We start from the raw sequence: 18136 nt of genomic DNA, 5'->3' as shown, positions 1-18136 counted from the left end.
ACCAGCCACCACCCGCCCCCCGAGCCGAGGCCACCACCATGCCGACCGAGAACCCGTACCAATCCCTCCCGCCGCGCTCCTTCTGGCGCACCGCCGTGGCCGAGCCGGACCCGGCGGACATCGGCGGGCTGTGGACTCCGAAGTTCACCATCGGCCAGGACGACGTGGTCCTGACCGCGGGCTCCTGCTTCGCCCGCCACATCGGCCGCGCCCTGCTCGAACGCGGCATGAACTGGCGGGACGCCGAACCGTCCCCGCCGGGGCTGACCGAGGAGGAGCGCCGGGCCCGCCACTACGGCGTGTTCTCGTTCCGTACCGGCAACATCTACACCGCCGCGATGCTGCGGCAGTGGCTGTCCTGGGCACACGGCGAGACCACGCCGCCCGAAGAGGTGTGGACCGAGGACGGCCGCTGGTACGACCCGTTCCGCCCGGCCGTCGATCCGGAGGGGCACCCCTCGGCGGACGCGGTGCGGGCCGCCCGCGAAGCCACCTTGGCGGCGGTGCGCGGCGCCGTCGCGGAGGCGGACTGCTTCGTGTTCACGCTGGGGCTGACCGAGGCATGGGTGGACCGCCACGACGGCACCGTGCAGCCGGTCTGCCCCGGCACGGTGCGCGGCACCTTCGACGACGGCCGGTACGCGTTCCACAACTTCACCTTCGACGAGGTCCGCCGCGACCTGTCGCACGCCATCGCGCTGGCCCGCACCGTCAACCCGGGGCTGCGCGTCCTGCTCACCGTCTCGCCGGTCCCGCTGACCGCCACCGCCACCGGCGGCCACGCCCTGACCGCGACCACGTACTCGAAGTCCGTACTGCGCGCCGTGGCCGGGCAGCTGGCCCAGGAACACGCGGACGTCGACTACTTCCCCGCGTACGAGATCGTCACCGGCTTCCCGTTCCGGGCCGGGTTCTTCGAGCCGAACCTGCGCACCGTCACGCCGGAGGGCGTCGCCTTCGTCATGCGCCAGTTCTTCGACGCGCTCGCGCAGGCACCGGCCGCGCCGCGGCCCGCCGCCCCCGCCCAGCCCGCACCGACCGGAGAGGACTTCTGGTGTGACGACGCCGTACTCGACTACTACAACCGGGGCTGAGACGGACGCGGACGCGTCGGCGCCCGCCTCCCCCGCCCGGTTCCTGCTGCTCGGCGACTCGCACGCCGGGCCCGTGGGGCGGGCGGCGAAGGCGGCCGGCATCCCGTTCAGCGGCGGCCCGATCGGTGCCGGTCGCGACTTCAACGCGGAGTTCTTCGACCTGAGCGGCACCGACGTGGTCTTCCGCAAGGCCGAGGCGGACGCGTACTACCGCCGGTTCCTGGACGAGCTGGGCATCGCCGGGCTCGGGGAGCTGACCGCCCCGCTGGTGTGCACCTTCGGCTTCAGCGCCCACTTCATCGCCACGACCGAGAACTGGCGGATCTACCGGGTGCGCGGCGGCGGCTTCGCCCCGGGCTTCCTGGAGAGTCCCCTCTTCGACGACCTGGTACGCGCCACGGTCCGCGACGCGCTCGCCTTCTACGGCCACGCCCGCGGCCTGGGCCTGCGCGTACTGGCGGTGATGCCGCCGCAGCGCGTACCGGGCCTGTCGGACCCGGCCGTCTTCCGGGCGGCGCAGGAAGCCGTGCGCCGCGCGGTCACCGAACTCGGCGTCGAGGCCGTGGACCTGCGCGAGCGCGTCACCGACGGGACGGGCCTCCAGCGGCCCGAACTCTGCGAACCCAACGACGTGATCCACGGCAACCTGGCCTTCGGCCGGCTCATCCTGGCCGACCTGCTGGCCCGGGGCCTGTGACCGCCCGTTCCCCCCGAACCCACCCGGTATCCCCCTATACCCCGTACCACCCCAGGAGGGGCGCAATGGAGCAGTACGCACTGGACGCCATCGAACGCGTCACGACCCGCGAGCCCGAGGTCTACGACACGATCACGGTCGACCCGATCACCCCGCTGACCGGCGCCGAGATCACCGGCCTCGACCTGACGAAGGAGCTGACGCCCGGCCAGGTGGACGAGCTGCGGCGCGCCTTCCTCGCCCACCACGTCCTGGTCTTCCGCGACCAGGAGCTGACCCCCGAGGACCACAAGCGGCTGGCGGCCCACTTCGGCGAGCTGCACCCGGTGGCGGCCCCGGCCGAGGGTTCCGACCCGTACGTCCTGGAGCTGAGCACCACCAAGGAGTCGCGCGCCGTGGCCGGCAACGGCTGGCACGCCGACGGCACCGCCGACGCCGAGCCCTCGCTCGGCTCGATGCTGCACATCATCCGCCCGCCGGAGGGCGGCAGCGGCGGCGACACCCTCTTCGCCAACATGCACCTGGCGTACGAGCTGCTGTCCCCGGCCATGCAGACGTTCCTGGACGGCCTGACCGCCGTCCACGACGGCATCCTCCCCTGGCAGGGCCAGACCCCGCCGGCCGACTACGTCGTGCCCGTCAACGAGCACCCCGTCGTGGCCCGCCACCCCGACACCGGCCGCAAGCTGCTGTTCGTCAACGGCGCCTACACCTCGCACATCCCGCAGCTGACCCGCGGCGAGAGCAGGGCGGTGCTCGACATGCTCTTCGACCACATCGCCCGCACGCCGCTGCTGAACTGCCGGGTGCGCTGGTCCCCCAACACGCTGGTCTTCTGGGACAACCGCTGCCTTCAGCACCACGCGACGTGGGACTACTACCCGCAGACGCGCTACGGCCGGCGGGTCGCGATCAAGGGGCACCGGCCGCAGGCGTGACGTGCGCGGTTACCGCGCATCCGGGCGTGACGCGCGCGGTCACCGCGCCTTCGGGTGTGACGCGCGCGGCCACCGCCCCGGGCCGTGGGAGCCTGGGGCGCGGCCGGGCGGGAGAACCGTTACGGCGCAGAATGCGGCTGCTTCCTACGGCTCAGGAGGCGGCGGCCGCCGCCCTCTCCAGGCTCTCCGCCAGCCCGTCGGCGAGCCGCCCGTACGCCGTACGGCACCGCTCGTCCTCCTGGCCGTCGGCCGCCTCCCGGTTGGCCTCGGCCAGCGCGTAGGCGTGGACGTACGCGCCCGGATACGCCTCGGCGTAGGCCCGCGCGTCCCCGTCCGCGTACGCCGCCGCCACCGCCCGGGAATTCGCCAGGGCATGGGCATCGGCGAACGACCGTGCATTGGCACCGGTGTTGAGCTTCGCGTAATACGCGGCGAACTCCTCGGTCTTCTCCTCGCCGTAATCATTGGCCGCCGCATAAGCACGGGCATTGGCCGCCGCCGTGGCGAAGGCGTCCGCATAGGCATAAGCGAGCCGGTAAACCTCCCGCAGCGCCGGCTCCAGCGCCGCGGCCCACTCGCTTTCCGTGCCCGGCTCCCCTGCCGCGGCCCGCTCGTGCAAGGCGCGTACGGTTTCCAGCTCCGCGCCGCTGCCGCCCCGCCGCGCGCTCGCCGCCACCAGCATCGGCAGCGCCGTCCGCAGGTGCCAGTCGTGCACCACGCCGAACGGAATCCGCCCTTCCAGGCGCTCCACCTGCTCGTACACCCGGCGCGCCCAGTCCCTTGCCGCCTCGACGGGCTGCCCGTCGAACAGTGCCGCGGCCACCGGCACGAACCACGCCGGCGCGGTCACCCCACCCGCGCCCGGCGCGCCGCCTCCGCCCGCACCGGGCCCGCCGGCTTCCAACTGCGCGAGAAAACACGAAAACGCCTCGGTGGCGACCGGGGACGAGCTCATCAGCCTCTCCTCATGGGTTCGCAGGGGCCTTTACCGTATCCCGGCGTACGGTCGGCGCATATTTCCCGGGACCGTCACAACCCAGCTACAAACACCGGCGGCCACCGGCGGACACGGCCGACGCAATTCCCGGCCATGCAATGCTGAGACATTGGCAGTTCATGGTACGGACGGGAGAGTACGGAAGCGTGGGGGCAGTGATACGACGGGGCCTGACCGGTGTGTGGGACCGCTTCGCGGCGTCCGACCCGGGGCTGCTGCGGCTGATGGCGGGACTGCGGACGGTGGCGGCCATCGCGCTCACCCTGGTCGTCCTGGCCGTCCTCGGCACCGATGTCACCCACCTGGTCGCGGGTGCCATGACGGCGATGGTCGCCACCTTCGCGATCAAGGAGAAGCAGGTGCGCGGCCAGGCGGTCACCCTGGCGCTCGGCCTGCCCGTGGCACTCGCCGCGGTCTCCCTCGGCGCGCTGCTGCACAGCCAGGTCATCGCCGGCGACATCTTCTTCGTGGCACTCATCTTCGGCGCCGTCTACTGCCGCCGGTTCGGCGACCGCGGCACCGCCCTGGGCCTGATCGGCTTCCAGACCTACTTCGTGTCCCTGTTCGTCGGCGTCACCGCGTCCGCCCTGCCCCTGCTGGCCCTGACCCTGGCCATCGCCTTCGCGTGCAGCGCCGTCATCCGCTTCACCGTCGTACCGGAGACACCGCAGCGTATCCTGCAGTGGCTGCGCGGCGCCTTCCGCGCCCGGGTCGCCCAGCTGGTGGCCACCCACATCGAACTGCTCGACGCCCGCCCCGACCAGCTGGACAAGGTCCTCGACGACCTGCGGCGGCACACCGCCCGGCTGCACGAGTCGGCCCTGATGATCCAGGGCCGCCTGGAGGACGGCACCCGCGATCCGGCCACCGCCTCGCTGCTCCAGCGCCGCATCGCCGACGCCGAGATCGCCACCGAGCGGCTGGGCGTCCTGCTGCTCAACGCGCGCACCGCCGAACGCGCCGACACCCTCACCCTGCACCTGCCCCAGGCGCCGCTGCCCACCGCGAAGAACGAGATGCCGGCCGAGGACGCCGCGACCGTCACCCTGCGCCGCGACCTCAACGCCCTGCACCTCCTCGTGTCCCGCGGGGCGTCCGACCAGTCCGGCACGGCGGTCGCCCACGTACGCAACCGGCTGCTCGGCTACCGCGACGAGGACAACCTCCCCCGCGCCTCGATCGCCGTCCAGGACGTCTTCCGCGGCATCGGCGAGACCGCCCGCGCCGTCCTGGGCCTGCGGCTCGCGCTGGACGGCCCCCAGGACGAATCCGACGACACCCCCGCCACGACCCGCTCCCGCGAGGAGTTCGACGCCGAGGACGTCGCGCTCGCCGGCGCCGAGGAGCCCGCGTCGGACGACCGCACGGGCCTGCGGCGCCCCACCACGCGGGCCGCCTTCCAGATCGCGGTGGGCTCCACCCTCGCCATCATCGGCGGCGAGTTCCTCTCCGCCCAGCGGTGGTACTGGGCCGTGCTGACCTGCTGGGTCGTCTTCCTCAACACCGCCTCCACCGGCGAGATCATCATCAAGGGCTACCGCCGCCTGGTCGGTACGGTCCTCGGCGTCGTCGCCGGTGTCGCGCTCGCGGGCCTGGTCGGCAACCACACGTGGACGGCGTTCGCGCTGATCCTTCTCTTCGTCTTCGCGATGTTCTTCACGGCGCCGCTCTCCTACGCCCTGATGTCCTTCTTCGTCACGGCGATGCTCGGCCTGCTCTACACCCTCCTGAACACCTACAGCCTCGACGTCCTCATCCTGCGCATCGAGGAAACCGCCCTCGGCGCCGCCTGCGGCATCATCGCCGCCGTCCTCGTCCTGCCGGTCCACACCGACCGCCGCACCGACGACCTCCTCGGCACGGTCCTGACCAAACTCGACGAGGTCGTCGCCGCCTCCGTCGACCAGCTCAGCGGCGGCCCCGCCACCGACCTGCTGGCCCTCTCCCGCGACCTGGACACCGCCCTGGACGACCTACGCGCCTCCACCCACCCCCTGACCCACCCGATCAGCCCGCTCCGCGTACGCCGCCAGACCGTCCGCTACCTCGTGGCTCTCCTGGAAACCAGCGCCTACCACGCCCGCTCCCTCGCAGCCACCGCCGAACTCCTCCCCTACAGCAAAACCATCGCCGCCGACCCCCGCCTGGAACGCGTGGGCCACCGCATAGCCCACAACATCGAGACCATCACGGCGCATGTACGGGGCGAGAGGACGGACGCAAAGGTCTCCTCCGGCGCGACGATCATCTCTCTGCTGGAGTCCGACGGCTCCGGGGCACCGCATCCGAGCACGGTCACCTATCGGGTGCTTCGGCATTTGCAGCGGTTGGATGAGGGGGTTTCGGGGTTGGCCCGGCCGTTGGGGGTGGGGGTTGAGGGGCGGACGAAGCCGAAGGGCAAGAACACCGACCGCCGCGGCACGAAGTCGGCGGCAATCTGAAGTCGGGCGGAGGTCATCGGGGCTGGAAACTCCCTGACTTGCGACCGTCCTCACCACCCAGCCCGCTGAGGATCGCCTCCCCGGTCTCCCGCGCTGTCAGATACGGCCTGGCGTCGTGTGCCTTGGCTCCGTTGTGCACCAGGCAGTCCTCGACCTGCCCGCCGAACGCCGGCCCCAGGTTCTTCACCAGGGCGACGGCGTCACCGCGGTCGGCGATGTTGTGCCAGCTACGCACACACGCCGGCCAGTACGCCCTGCCGTCCACCGGGGCGGGCCGGAGCCGGTCGAAAACGATGTTCCGTACCGCGAGCGGAGAGCCCAAGGTCACGAAGGTGATGTCACGCCGCTCAGAGTGGGCGCACAGCCACTCGTATCCCACGACGGACCCGAGCGAGTGGGCCACGATCACCCGGGTCCGGTCCGTCACCGCCGCGGTCATCCGGCCCTGCACTTGCCCGCGCACCGCCGGATCCGTGAGGTAGCGCCGCACCTGCCGGGCGCTGAGGATCAACAGTCGCTCGCTCAGCCCGGCGAAGAAGGACGAGTGGCTGAGAGCATTCAAGGCGCGCTGAACAATGTAGGGGGTGCGCAGCCGCGTACGGTCGGCGGGCCCGTCGACTCCCGACTCCTGCCGGGCGGCCTGTTCCCACCACGCCAGCAGGACCTTCTGCTCGACGTCGTCGGTCACGTCGGAGGCATCCAGGTCCGGCAGACCGACGCCGCGGTGCCCAGCGGGGCGGAAGAGGTCCCCGTAGAACGCCATGGTCACCTCTTCGCGGCCCACCGAGGCACCGTGGAGGGCAAGGCCGTCGGCAAGGCTCGGATACCAGCTCTCGGCCAGCGTGTGTCCTCCGCTCACCTGCTGGCCTATCCCGTGCACCAGGACGATGCGACTCATGCCCGCTCCCCCGTCCGGCCGTCCTCCGCGATGCGGAAGGACAAGGCAACCAGGCCCAGGTCCGTGGCGAAACAGACCTGCCCGTTGTCGGTCATGGCCAGGTCGTTGACTCTGTCTCCCAGGTCGGCCTCGGCGAAGCAGATCGAGGTGTCCAGGTCCCAGACCCTCACAAGGCCGTAGTTGTCGGCCACGATAACGGTGGGGCGCTCGTGGAACGTGGACAGCCGTACGGTGCTGAGCTCGGCCGGGGAACGGTCGACGCCGAGTGGTAACCGGTGCCCGGTGGCGAGTTCCCACATCCGCACCTCCCCGTCTCCCGCACCGGTCAGGACGACGTCGCGCCCGTCGACCCGGCCGAAGTCCACGGCGCACGCCCCCGACGGATGATCGTCGACGGGCCTTCCGAACGGTTTGCCCGTACGGAGGTCCCACAGGCGGACCGTGCCATCGGCCGAAGCGCTGGCGGCGAGTTCGTGCCCGGAGAGCGTGGCGGTGCGCATGTCCATCACACGCGCGTTGTGACCGCTCATGGGGGCGAATACGGGTGCCTTGGTCTTCAGATCCCACACCTGTATGGACCGATCGTCGGCAGCAGCCACGAGCAATGTGCGGTCGGCGAGCGGGTGGATCCGCGCGAGGTCCCAGCGTCCCGGCTGCTCCCACAGAAGTTCACGTTTGCTCACATCCCAGATCTGCATGGCTGTGTAACCGCACCTGACCATAAGACATTCACCCGCTACGCCGGTGGTCGCCATGGACGCAACGATGCGTCCGGAGGTGATGTGCGGAGCCGTGGCACGGCCGTCCTCCAAAGCATGCACACGCACCGTCCCGTCGCCGGCGCCCGTGACGACAGTGTGTCCGCGGGATGTCCGCACGATGGACACCGCGTCCAGCGCCACCTCCCCTCCGCACAGCGGCTCGTCCACAGGCTGCATGGTGGTCAGGTCCCATACCCGCACCTCACGCCAGAAGGCGATGATTCCCACCGGCCTCCCCCCGACCCGGCCGAAGACGAGTCCGGCAGGCCTCCGGTGGGAGCCGAGCGTCACGTGACCGGCGAGCGGTGCCCCCAGCGCTCTGCCGGATTCCGGTTCCCAGATCCGGACCGTGTCGTCGTGACTCATGGTGGTTACGACGTCGCGCGCACCGATGCGCACCAGCACAGCCGACCACACGGTACTCACATGACCTGCGAAAGGTTTTCCGACCGGGATGCCCGAACCAATGTCGAGCAGTTGGACGGTGTTCCCTTCGTGTGTGGATATCACCACCGGACGGGCTTCCAGAAAGGCAACACCGATGATTCGCGCCGTACGTTTCCAGTCTTCGACGCTGAGGTGGAGCCGTAACGTCGATGTCAGTTCCCCGCCGTTGCCTGTGACCCCCCACACGTAGGCATGATCGAGAGACGTAGCGACGGCGATCTCGATCCCGCGGCCACACTCCCGTACGGCCAAATGAGCCACGGAGCCGATGTGCCCGCTGATCGGTCGGGACAGCGACCGGTGCGTCACCACGTCCCAGACGCGCAAGGTACCGTCGCCGCTGCCGCTGACCAGGACGGTCCGGCCCGCAAGGGTGGCCAGGGCGAGACAGCTCACGCTGTTGGTGTGCCCTTCGAGCGGCGAGCCCAGCGGTACACCCCGTAAGCCGTCCCACAGCCGTATCGTGCTGTCGGACCCGCCCGTCACGGCAAGCATCCGACCGTTCAGTGGCCCCAGAGCCACCGCGTCCACCGTACCCGCGTGACCTTCCATCGGTCTGCCCACCTGGTCCCGGGTGCGCAGGTCCCACACCCGGGCCGTACCATCTTCGCTCCCGGTCATCACCAATGGCCGATCACACTGTTCGGCGAAGGCGAGCGCAATCACCTGGCGCGTGTGACTGCCTGCTGGCTGATCCGCCGTCAGGTCCCAGATACGAGCCGTACGGTCCGTGCCCACCGTCACCGCCATCGGGCCATCAGGGCGGTCGGCCAGGGCACTGGCCGTGATTTGCCCGACATGCCCGCGCAGGGGATGGGCGAGCTGGCGGAGAGAGCGCAGGTTCCAAAGCTTGGCCTCGTCCTTGCCACTGGTAAGCGCCACCGGGCAGCCGTTGAGCGTACCAGCCGCGACCGAGGTGACACCACCGCGCACGAAGTCCACATGAGCCGCCACGGGCTCCCCGATCTGCCGACGTTTTGCCAGGTCCCACAGCGAGATCATTCCGCTGTCGTCGCCGATCAGTGCCACCGCACGCCCGTCTCGCCGCCCCATCGCCACGGCAGTGATCCCATCGGTGTGACCGGCGAGCCAGGCGCCGTCGGGCTCCGGCTCGGCACCGTTCAGCAGACCCGTCAGGTCCCAGACGTAGGCCCGCTTGTCCGCGCCTCCTGTCAGGGCGACGGGACGGCCGTCGATCTCACCGAGCGCGGCGGAGTGGACGGTGCGCTTGTGCGCGGTCAGGTTCCGTCCCAATTGACGTCTGGTCGTCAGGTCCCACAGGCGCGCGGTCCCGTCCGCACTCGCCGTGAGAGCGACCGGAAGCCCGTCGATGTCACCGACCGCGATGTGTCTGACAGTGTTGGTGTGGCCCGTAAGCCCATCTCCGTATTTCTGCCCCGCTGACAGGTCCCAGACCTGCACAGTGCCGTCCACGCCTCCGGTCAGGGCGACCGTGTAGTCGCCGATGTCGCCGATCGCGACCGCGCTGACGCCGATGCCGACGGCGAGTGGTTCGCCGATCTGCTGTTGCGTCGTCAGGTCCCACACGCGAGCAGTCCGATCGGTGCTGCGACCTCCGGTCACCGCGATGGGGCGCTCGTCGAGCGCTCCGACGGCCACGCAGTCGATCCACGACGTGTGGCCGTTGAGCAGTCGGTGCGTCCCGCTGGCCGACCACCACGCCCACCGCGCGGACCAGGGCAGTGACACACCAAGGCCGTCGATACGGTCGGCGAGTCCGTCCGCCCCGCAGCGCCGCGCCGAGAGCTGGAGGTCGGCTGCGCGATGGCTCAGGGCACGGTCGGGCACCAACCGGTGGGCGATCTGCTCGTAAGAGCTGCGAATGCGCCGGGGGCCGTCCGAAGCCTCGTCCACCGTGACGGATGCCAGGGCGCGGAGCAGCGCCAGCGACTCACTGGCGAGCAAGAAGCCGGGGTCCTTGATCAGCGAGATGAGTCTTCCGGCGGCCTCCGCGTGGGTGGCCAGATGCTGCCGTACATACGGCGGAGCCGCGAACCAGTCCAGCGAGGCCTCATCGGGCGAGCGGGGCACCGTAGCGGTCAGGGCGTCAACGACGGCCCGCTGGATTTCCTCCGGGGGCCGGTCGGCGGTTCTCCTCAAATGCTCGGCCAACGCCTTGTGGTACAGCCGGTAAGCCGAGCGCCGGTCGTCGTCCGTGACTTCCGCGATGTACGCCTCGGCCACGTCGAGCACCCAGGCGATGTCCTCCTCCGTGCAGGTCACCCCCGATATGACGGAGGTGAGCGTGGTCCAGATACGCCCTCGGGGCAGCCCTTTCCCCTCGGAGAAGGCCAGCGACAGCAGCATCCGTCGGACCCGCGGCTCGTCCGGGCCGAAGCGGGCGAGGTAGTCGTCGAAGGCCTCCCCGATTTCGCTGGGCAGTTCGTCGGCCCAGCCCGGTTTCGACACGTCCACCGGGACACTGTCCGAGCGCAGGGTCCGGGCGGTGGTCCGCGCGTAGAGGTAGACTCCGGCGGCCCGGCTCGCCACCTCCCGGGCGACGGTACGGGCCAGCTCCTGCCGCTCCCGGTACGGTGTCGGCACCCCGGGTTCCTCGGCCGCCAGCAGCACCCTCGTCACATAGCCGGTGACGTCGCACTCGTCGGCCCGGTAGGCGGAGTCGTCCAGGTCGAGCGCCGTAAAAGTGGGGCCGAGGCTGGTGACCAGCTCGTGGCGGGTACCCACGAGCAGCCGTACACCAGGAATCTCCGACATTGGGCGCAGCAGTTCCCGGCTGATCCTGCGCGGTTCGCCGTGACCGCCCGCGTCCGCGGCGGTGTCCGAGCCGGCTTCGTCCACGGCGTCGACCACGATGACGACCGGCGCCCCCTGTCGGCCCCGCCGGGTGAGTTCCTGGAGCAGGGCCGCCGTACCGCCGGGTTCCGTCCCCAGTGCCTGGGCGATCCTCTCGACGACCTCTTCCAGACGCTTGTGCCGCGCGTGTACGGCAGCCGTCACGCACCCTTCGGGCACCATCGTCGCCAGGGCGATGCCCGAGAGTTCCAGCCGGTCGCGGTAGACGCTGTCGGAGAGCGCGACCACCCTGCCCAGCACTGCGGACTTACCGCACCCGGGGCTCCCCGTGACGACCCGCCCGTGTCCGTCTCCGTCAACTCCGGAGAGCCATTGGACGAGTTCCGAGAGCACGCGCACTCGGCCGCTGAAATACAGCCCCTGCTCCGACTCGAACTCGACGCCTCGCGAGCGCGGGCCGAAGTGCTCCGTCAGATCCCAGCTCGCCACCCGGCGCTGAATCTCCAGATCCGTACCGACCGGGGGCAGGTCCTCGCAGAAACCACGGTTCGGGAGGAACGGCGCCAGCCCGGTGACCATGCCGCCGGCCAGCTCCGCCCGCTGCCCCTGTCCATCGGCTTCGAAGCGCTCGTTGACCGCCTTCAGCAACTCGGTGAGATCCAGGTACTGCTGCCGCTGCCCCGTACGCTCTGTGGTGGTGTCCACAGCGGCCCTCAATGCCGTCACGAACCGCCCGTCCTCGGCGACATCCTTTCGACGGGCGGACGCCAGGAACCACAGCCCGGTCGACGTGTCACCACCACTCTGCTGGTGGGCAAGGGTGTGCAGCACGACCCCCGCGCCATCCGCCGCTCCGGCTCCGCCCGCACAGGTGTCCAGGACGACCAAGAGCTGGCGGAGCCGCCCGTGGCAGAGAATGCGCACCACATCCTCGGTGGCCAGCGCCGTCGCGGCCAGATCGTCCTCACGGGAGTCCCAGCACAGCAAATAGTGGCGCCCCCGGTCCTCCACCACCCCGTGACCGGCGAAGTACAGCACGACGACGTCGTCCGCCTTCAGCTCGCAGTCCCTGGACCAGTGACTCAGCTTCCGGCGGATCTGTTCAGCACCGTCGTACTCCCCCAGCCCGACGAGCACGCGTCGGTACCCGAACTCCTGTAGTAGCTCTTCCATCGCCGCGATGTCCGCGGCCACACCGGGGAGTTGATCCTCCTCGGCCAAGTGGCAGTAACGCCCACTCCCCAATCCGACGAAAAACCGCCGCCCCACGTCTGCCCCACCGCCGTCCCCTCCGCACTACACAGTCATCCGGCCAACCCCGCTGGCGCGGCTACGGGCCGAACGTGGACATCAGTGTCGCCTCTGGTTCCGGTGCACGGACAGAGGTCCGAGTGACGATCTCACCATTTCCTTCACGCACGCCGGCCACCGCTGAGCGGATGCCTCAGCCGAGAAAGCTCAACCGCACCTGGCGGTTGGGGTTGTCGCCGTTGGTGTCCACCAGGCAGACGGACTGCCACGTCCCCAGCGCCAGCTCTCCGCCCACGACGGGAAGCGTGGCATGCGGCGGTACCAGTGCGGGCAGCACGTGGTCGCGGCCGTGGCCCGGACTTCCGTGCTTGTGGCGCCAGCGGTCGTCTGCCGGGAGGAGGTCCTGCAAGGCGGCCAGCAAATCGTCGTCGCTGCCCGCGCCCGTCTCGATCAACGCGACGCCCATAGTTGCGTGGGGCACAAAAACGTTGAGCAGTCCGTCCCGGCCGTGGGCGACTTCGCGCAGGAATGCCGCGCACTCCCGGGTCAGGTCGTGGACCACTTCCCGTGAGCCGGTCCAGACGTCGATCTCTCGTGTCGTGAAATCAGCAGTCATGTCTTGATCCTCTCAGAGACGGTCTTCGGAACCTGCTACGACGGCGGGCCAGTCCGCGCCCTGACCCGTACGGCGGATCCCGCCCCGCACGCAACGCCCGCGCAACAAAGGTCCAGCAGGTGAGATGATGTTTGACTCGCCTTCAGGCACGCCGCTACGTTCAGCGACATGTCTACGTCAGCCCGGCTCACCACGCGCGGTCACATCGACCTGCTGCGGGTGGCGTCCGCCGCGTGTCGCTGAGGTTTTTGAGGTTGTCGGCGCTGTCTGCTCGCTGACGCCTTTTCGTCGCGTTCACTGGTGATCGGCTTCTCTGCGTATTCACCTGTTCCCGTTCTCCCTGCGCCCGTTCTGCGGCGTGTTCTCGGCGTGCCTTCTCGTTCCGTCCGTCGGGTTTCCCGTGCTGCCTGACGGCATGCGCCGGGCCCGGGGCCAGCATGTGGCGGGAGGGCCGCGCATTTTCTGACCTGGAGTTTTCGTGAGTATTCAGCAGGCTGCGGCCCTGCATGGGCCGCCCGGGCCGGAGCTCGTGTCCGTCGTGCCCGTCTCGGCCCGGCGTAAGGCCGTGCCGCGGTGGTTGCGGCGGGCCATAGTGCCGGTGGTGCTGCTCGTGCTGTGGCAGGTGCTCAGCGCGAGCGGGGCGCTGCCGGGGGACATTCTCGCCTCACCGGGGACCATCGCCCGTACGGCATGGACGCTGGTGTCCGAAGGGACGTTGCCGTCGGCGATGCTCGTGTCGCTGCAACGGGTCGCCGTCGGGCTGGCCGCGGGAGCGGTCGCCGGGGTGGCGCTGGCGCTCGCGTCCGGGCTGTCACGGCTGGGCGAGGATCTTGTCGATCCCGTGGTGCAGATGTTGCGGTCGGTGCCGTGGGTGGGCGTTATTCCGCTGTTCATTATTTGGCTGGGGATTGGTGAGGCGCCGAAGGTCGCGTTGATCGCGCTGGGGGTGGCCTTTCATCTGTATCTGAATGTGTACGCCGGGATCCGTGGTGTGGACGCGCAGTTGGTGGAGGCCGGCACCTCGCTGGGCCTCGGACGCTGGGGGCTGATCCGGCACGTCGTCCTGCCCGGTGCGCTGCCGGGTGCCATGACCGGGCTTCGCTATTCGCTCGCCACCGCCTGGCTGGCGCTCGTTTTCGGCGAGCAGGTGAACGCCGATGACGGGCTCGGGTTCTTGATGAATCAGGCCCGGGAGTTCTTCCGTACCGACGTGATCGTGGTGTGCCTCGTGGTGTACGCGGTCCTCGGGCTGCTCGCCGACTTCATCGTCCGCACTCTGGAAAGGCTGCTGCTGCAATGGCGACCGACGTTCACCGGACGGTAGAAGGCTCACAGGAAGAAGGGGAATCGGGGGCGGGCGGGGTGGCTGACGGAGGTGCTGCCGTACGGGTTCGGGGGCTGCGGCGGGCCTTCGGCGGCCGGGCTGTCATCGATGGACTGCGGCTGGATGTGGCGCCGGGGGAATTCGTGGCGCTGCTCGGGCGGAGTGGGTGCGGTAAGTCCACGCTGTTGCGGGTGCTCGCCGGGCTGGACCGGGAGATCGAGGGGCACGTACTCGTACCGGACCGCAAGGCCGTCGCCTTTCAGGCGCCTCGGCTGATGCCGTGGAAACGGGTGTGGCGGAATGTGCTGCTCGGATTGCCGGGGAGCCCTGAACGTGCGGTAGCCGACCGGGCGTTGCAGGAAGTGGGGCTGGGGCACCGGGCGGACGCGTGGCCCAAGACGCTGTCCGGCGGCGAGGCCCAGCGCGCCTCGCTGGCCCGCGCGCTCGTACGCGAACCCGACCTGCTGTTGCTGGACGAACCGTTCGGCGCGCTGGACGCGCTGACGCGCATCAAGGCGCAGCGGCTGGTGGCCGAGCTGTGGCGGGAGCGTGGCTGTGCGGTGCTGCTCGTCACGCACGACGTGGAGGAGGCCTTGTTGCTGGCCGATCGGGTGCTGGTGATGGAGGACGGCGTGATCGCGTACGAGGGGGAGATCGGCCTGCCGCGTCCGCGCGCCGTCGACGACCCCCGATTCGCCTCTCTGCGCACGCGGTTGCTGGACCGCTTGGGGGTGGAGGCGGATGAGGAGGAAGGCCATGAGGGGGAAGGCCATGAGGGGGAAGGCCATGAGGTGGAGGTTGAGGCGGCGAATGCAGGTGTGGATGTGGCGGGGGTTGGTGTTGCTTGACGGCGGTTGCCGTTGCCGTAGGCGCGCCCGCACGGCTGCCCTCACGTCCATAGCCCACAGGAACAGGAAACGGATCATCCCATGCAAGCAGCACCCCCATCCGCACCTCCACCTCCCGTACTCCGCCCCTCGCCACGCCCCTCTCCCCTGCTCTCCTTCCTCGTCCTCCCCCTCCTCCTGCTCACCGCCTGCGGCGGCGCCTCCCGGGCGGAGGGGAGCCACGGTGGCACTCGCGGCGGCACCGACGGAAAGGGGTCGGTGACGCTGAACGTCGGTGACCAGAAGGGCGGTTCGGAGTCGATATTGCGGGCGGCCGGGGAGCTGGACGACCTGCCGTACCGGATCCAGTGGTCGACCTTCACTTCCGGGCCGCCGCTGTTGGAGGCGGTCAACGCCGGGGCGGTGGACGTGGGCGGGGTCGGGAACACGCCGCCGGTCTTCGCCGCCGCGGCGAACTCGAAGATCAGGGTGGTCGCGGCGTCGCACGGCTCGTCCGCGGGGGAAACGATCCTCGTGAAGAAGGACTCGCCGTTGAAGCGGCCCGCGGAGCTGAAGGGCAAGTCGATCGCGGTGGCGCAGGGCAGTTCCGCGCACTACCAGCTCGTCGCCTCCCTGCGGAAGGCCGGACTGTCGCCGAAGGACGTGACGCTCAACTACCTCCAGCCCGCCGATGCGCTGGCCGCGTTCACCCGCGGCCGGGTGGACGCCTGGGCCGTGTGGGATCCGTACACCTCGCAGGCCCTCGACCGGAGTGACGCGCGGGTGCTGACCACCGGGGAGGGCGTCGTCAACGGGCTCAGCTTCCAGGTCGCCGCGCCCGCCGCGCTGGACGACGAGAAGAAGTCGGCGGCGCTCAAGGACTACGTGGACCGGCTGCGCCGGGCGCAGGAGTGGGTGCACCGGCATCCGGACGCCTGGGCGAAGGTGTGGGCCGAGGAGACCGGGCTGCCGCGGGACGTGGCGCTGGCCGCTGTCAGACGTACGCGGGGTACGGCGGTGACGGTCGCCCTGGACCGGCCGGCCGTCGCCTCCGAGCAGCGGATCGCCGACACCTTCGCCGAGCTCAAGCTGATCCCTGGCCGCTTCGACTTCTCGTCCTTCGTCGACACCCGGTTCAACGGCGGCCTGCCGCCTTCGAGCACGGCGCCGCGTACCTACCCGTACAGCTTTCAAGGAAAGGCCGGCTGAACACCGTGACCCTGCATCTTCATTGGTTCCTGCCGACCGGCGGCGACGGGCGCACGCTCGTCGACCGGCACGCGTACACCGACGGCGGCGTCCGGCGCGAGCGGATCACCCCGGTCAGCGGGGTGCGGGCGCCCGACATCGACTATCTGGCGCAGATCGCCAAGGCGGCCGAGCAGCTGGGCTTCGAGGCGGTCCTCACGCCGACGGGGACGTGGTGCGAGGACGCCTGGCTGACGACGACGGCGCTGACCCAGGTCACCGACCGGCTGAAGTTCCTGGTCGCGTTCCGGCCCGGGGTGATCTCACCGGTGCTGGCCGCGCAGATGGCCGCGACGTACCAGCGGATCTCCGGTGGCCGGCTGCTGCTGAACGTGGTGACCGGCGGCGATTCCATCGAGCAGCGGCGGTTCGGCGACGGGCTGGACCACGACCGGCGCTATGCCCGTACGGACGAGTTCCTGCAGGTCGTACGGGGTGTGTGGGGTGGCGCACCGTTCGACTTCCGCGGGGAGCACTATCAGGTGGAGGGCGAGTTGACCGCGCTGCCGCCGGACCCGGTCCCGGAGATCTTCTTCGGTGGCTCGTCGGCGGCGGCCGGGCCGGTCGCGGCCCGCAACGTGGACGTGTACCTCACCTGGGGCGAGCCGCCCGAGCAGGTGAAGCAGAAGATCGACTGGATCGCGGGGCTGGCCGCGCGGGAGGGCCGTACGGTCCGGTTCGGCATCCGGCTGCACACCATCTCGCGCGACTCGGCGAAGGAGGCGTGGGCCACGGCGAACCGGTTGCTGGACGACCTGGACCCGCAGACCGTGGCCGCCGCGCAGCAGGCGCTGGGCAGGAGCGAGTCGGTGGGACAGCAGCGGATGCTCGCGCTGCACGGCGGCTCACGCGACCGGCTGGAGATCGCGCCGAACCTCTGGGCCGGGGTGGGCCTCGTACGCGGCGGCGCGGGTACGGCGCTGGTCGGCAGCCATGCGGAGGTGGCCGACCGCATCGAGGAGTACCACGCGCTCGGCATCGAGCACTTCGTGCTGTCCGGCTATCCGCATCTTGAGGAGGCGTACTGGTTCGGGGAGGGCGTACGGCCTGAGCTGGCCGCGCGTGGGCTGCTGCCGGCCGGGCCCGCACCGCTGGCGGGTGTCCCGGCGGCCGACGGCCGGCCGGCTTCCGCGCCGGGCGGGGCGCCCTTGCTGGCCGCCGGGGGCCGCTGAGCGGGACCGCCCGTGGGCAGGAAGATTCCGGCCCGCCCCCTGGTTGGTAGAAGCATGAACTACACCGGGGTGCGGGAAGCCGAGGTCGTGGTGGTCGGTGCCGGGCAGGCGGGCCTGGCCGCCGCCTTCCACCTGCGGTGGGTGGGGTACGAGCCGGACCGGGACTTCGTCGTGCTGGACCACGCGCCGCGGCCGGGCGGCGCGTGGCAGTTCTCCGCTGGCCCACCCTGACGTACGGGAAGGTCCACGGCATGCACGCGCTGCCCGGCATGGAGCTGACCGGCGCCGACCCGGACCGCCCGTCCGCCGAGGTGATCGGCGCGTACTTCGACACGTACGAGCGGACCTTCGGCCTCCGGGTGCACCGTCCGGTGGACGTCCGGGCGGTACGCGACGGCCTGGACGGGCGCCTGCTGGTCGAGTCCTCGGAGGGTACGTACGCCGCTCGGGCGCTGATCAGCGCGACCGGCACCTGGGACCGTCCCTTCTGGCCGCGCTTCCCCGGCCGTACCGACTCCCCGCCGAATGCGGTGCCGTCTACGCCAGAACCTCGGCAGACGGTCAGCATCCGGCTTCTGTCGACTCTGGCAAGTAGGGCCGGCATCCGGTACACAGGCGTGAGCTGGAGCCTTCCAGTGCAAGTCCGACGA

The 18136-nt window shown here is 70.4% G+C and carries 13 protein-coding genes and 1 pseudogene; 10 read left to right on the top strand and 4 right to left on the bottom strand.

The features are described from left to right. The first annotated feature begins 38 nt into the window (after positions 1–38). The 3 genes from IH45_RS0109360 (at position 39) to IH45_RS0109350 (ending at position 2729) form a co-directional block, all read left to right on the top strand. Positions 39–1094: a GSCFA domain-containing protein gene (locus IH45_RS0109360; protein ID WP_030664332.1), complete on the top strand. Its 1056-nt coding sequence runs from the start codon at positions 39–41 to the stop codon at positions 1092–1094. Further along, on the top strand, positions 1057–1791 hold the full coding sequence (locus IH45_RS0109355; RefSeq protein ID WP_234440475.1) for a hypothetical protein: 735 nt from the start codon (positions 1057–1059) through the stop codon (positions 1789–1791). Before IH45_RS0109360 ends, IH45_RS0109355 begins: the two co-directional genes overlap by 38 nt. A 65-nt stretch (positions 1792–1856) precedes the next feature. Continuing rightward, on the top strand, positions 1857–2729 hold the full coding sequence (locus IH45_RS0109350) for a TauD/TfdA dioxygenase family protein (protein ID WP_030664326.1): 873 nt from the start codon (positions 1857–1859) through the stop codon (positions 2727–2729). A 151-nt stretch (positions 2730–2880) separates the two neighbouring features. Here the strand turns inward: IH45_RS0109350 and IH45_RS0109345 are convergent, their stop codons facing one another. Further along, a complete protein-coding gene (locus IH45_RS0109345) occupies positions 2881–3684 on the bottom strand; it encodes a hypothetical protein (protein WP_030664323.1) in 804 nt (267 codons plus the stop codon). A gap of 161 nt (positions 3685–3845) precedes the next feature. Between IH45_RS0109345 and IH45_RS0109340 the strand changes: the two genes are divergently transcribed. Beyond that, positions 3846–6167 carry an FUSC family protein gene (locus IH45_RS0109340; protein ID WP_050514683.1) on the top strand — a complete coding sequence of 774 codons (2322 nt, stop codon included), beginning with the start codon at positions 3846–3848 and terminating at the stop codon, positions 6165–6167. Positions 6168–6180: 13 nt separating this feature from the next. Here the strand turns inward: IH45_RS0109340 and IH45_RS0109335 are convergent, their stop codons facing one another. From IH45_RS0109335 to IH45_RS0109325, 3 genes are all read right to left on the bottom strand, one after another. Next, positions 6181–7065 carry a hypothetical protein gene (locus tag IH45_RS0109335; RefSeq protein ID WP_050514682.1) on the bottom strand — a complete coding sequence of 295 codons (885 nt, stop codon included), beginning with the start codon at positions 7063–7065 and terminating at the stop codon, positions 6181–6183. Beyond that, positions 7062–12317 carry a caspase family protein gene (locus IH45_RS0109330; protein WP_032917052.1) on the bottom strand — a complete coding sequence of 1752 codons (5256 nt, stop codon included), beginning with the start codon at positions 12315–12317 and terminating at the stop codon, positions 7062–7064. Before IH45_RS0109330 ends, IH45_RS0109335 begins: the two co-directional genes overlap by 4 nt. A gap of 175 nt (positions 12318–12492) precedes the next feature. Continuing rightward, on the bottom strand, positions 12493–12915 hold the full coding sequence (locus IH45_RS0109325) for a YjbQ family protein (RefSeq protein WP_030664311.1): 423 nt from the start codon (positions 12913–12915) through the stop codon (positions 12493–12495). A 168-nt stretch (positions 12916–13083) separates the two neighbouring features. Between IH45_RS0109325 and IH45_RS1000000150975 the strand changes: the two genes are divergently transcribed. The 6 genes and pseudogenes from IH45_RS1000000150975 to IH45_RS01000000143390 form a co-directional block, all read left to right on the top strand. After that, a complete protein-coding gene (locus IH45_RS1000000150975) occupies positions 13084–13158 on the top strand; it encodes a putative leader peptide (RefSeq protein WP_394298665.1) in 75 nt (24 codons plus the stop codon). Between the two features lie 235 nt (positions 13159–13393). Further along, entirely contained in the window at positions 13394–14239 is an 846-nt protein-coding gene (locus IH45_RS0109320) for an ABC transporter permease (RefSeq protein ID WP_394298664.1), read from the top strand. Continuing rightward, positions 14212–15087 (top strand): ABC transporter ATP-binding protein, encoded by an 876-nt coding sequence (locus tag IH45_RS0109315; protein WP_078897391.1) that lies wholly within the window; start codon positions 14212–14214, stop codon positions 15085–15087. Before IH45_RS0109320 ends, IH45_RS0109315 begins: the two co-directional genes overlap by 28 nt. Positions 15088–15168: 81 nt before the next feature. Beyond that, positions 15169–16275: an ABC transporter substrate-binding protein gene (locus tag IH45_RS0109310; RefSeq protein ID WP_199810642.1), complete on the top strand. Its 1107-nt coding sequence runs from the start codon at positions 15169–15171 to the stop codon at positions 16273–16275. Positions 16276–16280: 5 nt separating this feature from the next. Continuing rightward, a complete protein-coding gene (locus tag IH45_RS0109305) occupies positions 16281–17486 on the top strand; it encodes an LLM class flavin-dependent oxidoreductase (protein WP_030664298.1) in 1206 nt (401 codons plus the stop codon). Positions 17487–17540: 54 nt separating this feature from the next. Beyond that, positions 17541–17995: pseudogene (locus IH45_RS01000000143390) on the top strand (NAD(P)-binding domain-containing protein); the annotation flags it as partial. Between the last annotated feature and the right edge of the window lie 141 nt (positions 17996–18136).

Origin of the sequence: Streptomyces rimosus subsp. rimosus (assembly GCF_000720725.1) — a bacterium.
In the GTDB taxonomy this organism is placed as follows: Bacteria; Actinomycetota; Actinomycetes; order Streptomycetales; family Streptomycetaceae; genus Streptomyces; species Streptomyces rimosus_A.
This window is presented reverse-complemented; position numbering and strand designations above follow the sequence as displayed.